Raw genomic sequence first — 2,819 nt, forward strand, 5'->3', positions numbered from 1 at the left:
GTTCCTCATAGCCGCGGCATTCTCGCTCATAATATTCTACCCGCTCATGCTGATGGCGTTCCAGCCGCCCCTGCCACAGCTCAGCCAGGCCAATTCCACCATTTCCGGATTCCTTTCCAACCCTGCCTACAAGACCGTGCCCATAATTGATTTGAACAACAACAACGCCATAGGGGCCAAGCTGTACAACATGAGCTTCGGAGCCGGGCCAGACTTCACCGGCGACCTCACGCTCCTCAGCCAGGAAGTTACAGACGCATCCGCATCCCTTTTCTTCTATTCCGTAATCGTGCCTGTGCTCGCATTCCTGGCCACGCTGGTGCTCGTAAAGGAGCTTTCCTCGTCCTTCGGCGGCGAAATATTGACCGAAGTTTCCAAGCTGTGAAAGGTGAAAACATGGTGCTCAACCGCGCGATGACAATCGCGTCCCTGCTCGGCGGCGTGCTCGCCCTGGTAGTCTCGCTGGCCCTCGGCTCCTACTTCTCCGCGCTGCTCGCCGCAGCCTTCTTCGCGCTCTCGCTCTTCATCTGGAAATACGGCTACCTCCTCGTGCCCCATCTTACAAAAGCCGCGAATATAGTGGAGGTGCGCGGCAATTACGCAATTCCCGCATCGCGCGATTACGTGGTGAAGAAAACCCAGAGCGGCTACTACGTCACCCGGTTCCTTGAAATCATGCTCTACGAAAGCACGATGGACAAGGGCGAAGGCGAGAAGCGCTCGCTTTTCGAGTCGTTCGAGAAAGCCCTAGGCTCCCTCAAGCACACCATGAAAATCAGCTTCATGCTCTCTTCAGTGGACGTTTCCAAGTACGTTGACGACATAAAGACCAGGCGCAGCGAGGCCGAGGCAAAAAAATCCAAGCTCGCGGGCCAGGGCCCTGACGCGATACGCCTCGACCGCTCCATAACTATGTGGAACCGCCTTCTGGAGCGCATGACCTCCGGTGAACGCCCCATGGAGATAATAGCATACGCGAGCACCACCGCGTTCGGCGCGACCAAGGACGAAGCCGTGATGCGCGCCAAGAGGCAGGCCCAGGAAATCAAGACGATTCTTTCCAGCACGCTTTCCTCAGACGTGCGCGACCTTTCTGACCTGGACATGATACGCTGCTTCGAGTGGGATTATTTCGTGCCAGAAGGCAGGGAAGAGCTCGCGGACGAGGTTTTCTGATGCGTCTCAGCACTCTGATGGGCAGGGACATTGCGAAACGCCTGCTCCTGGTCCATCCGCCCGAGCCCCGCAAGGATCTCCTGCTCTCGGACCCGCAGGATTCCATTTACGTCGGCAAGACCCGCTGGCTCTCGGTCCCTGTGTTCTGGGACTACAAGAAGCTGATAAATCCCCACATTGCAGTAGTAGGGATAACCGGCAGCGGCAAATCCTACCTGGTAAAGACGTTCATAACCCGCTCCTCCCTCATATGGGACACCAACGCCATAATCCTGGACTGGACCGGGGAATACAACAAATGGGTGCACCAGGCGGGCGGGAAAGTGCTCGACCTGAGCGTGGAGCACCTCAACCTCCTGGACCTCGCCGGAATGACCAGCGGCGAGCGCGTGAAGCAAATCATCTCCTCGCTCACCATACTCGCTGATTTGGGCAATTTCCCGGAAGAGCGCGAGGAAATCGAGGCTGCCCTGGAAGCGGTTTACAAAAACAGGAAATGGCCCGTCCTCGCTGATTTGCTGGCAGAGCTGGAAAAGCGCAGCAGCCACAAGGCAGCGCGCATGGTGCGCCGCTTCACAATCCAGGGCAGCGACTTCTTCTCAGGAAGAAGCACGCTCTCGCTTTCCAAGCTCCTCACTTCCGGGCTCGTTTCCATAGACCTGCACAGCCTTCCCAGCGAGGAGCTCCGCTCCCTCGCAGGCCTCACGATACTCCAGTTCATAAAGGAGCGCATGCGCCGCGAGAGCGTGCAGGAGGAGAAAGGCATAAAGCTCCTCGTCGTGCTCGATGAAGCGTGGAAAATCGCGCAGGACGAGCGCAGCGACGTGATAACCATAATACGCGAGGGCCGCAAATACAACTTCGCGCTCATAGTCGCGAGCCAGAATCCCGGCGACATGCACAAGACCATACTGAGCAACGCGGGCACGATGTTCATCCTGCGCCTGGTGCTCAAGGAGTTCAGGCGCTATGTCCAGGAGTCCCTGGGCTACTCGGATTTCATAGATTCCGAAATAAGCAAGTTCGGAGTGGGGGATTCTGCGGTGCACATGATTTTTGCGGAAAGGCAGGCGAAGGCATCCACCTTCCTGCTCCAGAAGATAGACGGCGAGGCGCCTCTATTCACGTTCAAGGTCGCGGGTGAGGGCATGGAAATAGAGATGGAAAGGGAGCAGCTCGTAAAGCTCCTCTACGAGCTCGGCCTGGGGGAGGAGCAGGTGGGCATGGTGCGCTCGGCGTTCGAGAAGGGCGACGGCGTGCTTTCAGGCACGAAAATAATCGAGATGCTCGAGACGTTCGGCTATTCCCGCGCGTCCATCCTCTCGTTCCTGCGCCAGCTCGGCATACCGGAGAAAAGCATAATAGGGATGTTCTCCCTCGCACGCCGCAAGAAGGCGTCGCGCGGCGTGGCCGACATAATTCTGGAGGATTGATTTTATGGAGGAAGCCAAGATAACCCTCAAGGGAAAACTGCTCAGGAACTTCCCCGAGCTGAAGGAGCAGTTCAGGGAGCTCGGCTTCACCTACGTATCGAGCAGCAAAAGCGGGCTCGAGCTCAAGAAAGTTGAAACCTCGGATTTGAAGGACAAGCCCCAGAACGTGTACCGCGCCACATTCTTCAAGGACCGCATGGTTTTTTCCTA

General features: G+C 57.1%; 4 protein-coding genes. All 4 read left to right on the forward strand.

Going from position 1 to position 2,819, the window contains the following annotated elements; all coding sequences use genetic code 11:
• The coding region (locus WC488_05315; protein ID MFA5077815.1) for a hypothetical protein at window positions 1-385 on the forward strand (385 nt) is incomplete at its 5' end.
• 11 nt (window positions 386-396) lie between these two features.
• Entirely contained in the window at window positions 397-1,176 is a 780-nt protein-coding gene (locus WC488_05320) for a hypothetical protein (protein ID MFA5077816.1), read from the forward strand.
• Window positions 1,176-2,609 carry an ATP-binding protein gene (locus WC488_05325; GenBank protein MFA5077817.1) on the forward strand — a complete coding sequence of 478 codons (1,434 nt, stop codon included), beginning with the start codon at window positions 1,176-1,178 and terminating at the stop codon, window positions 2,607-2,609. Before WC488_05320 ends, WC488_05325 begins: the two co-directional genes overlap by 1 nt.
• A 4-nt stretch (window positions 2,610-2,613) precedes the next feature.
• Window positions 2,614-2,819, forward strand: a 206-nt coding sequence (locus WC488_05330; GenBank protein MFA5077818.1) for a hypothetical protein, incomplete at its 3' end; no start/stop codon positions are given.

This window comes from Candidatus Micrarchaeia archaeon, assembly GCA_041650355.1.
Lineage (GTDB): Archaea > Micrarchaeota > Micrarchaeia > Anstonellales > Bilamarchaeaceae > JAHJBR01.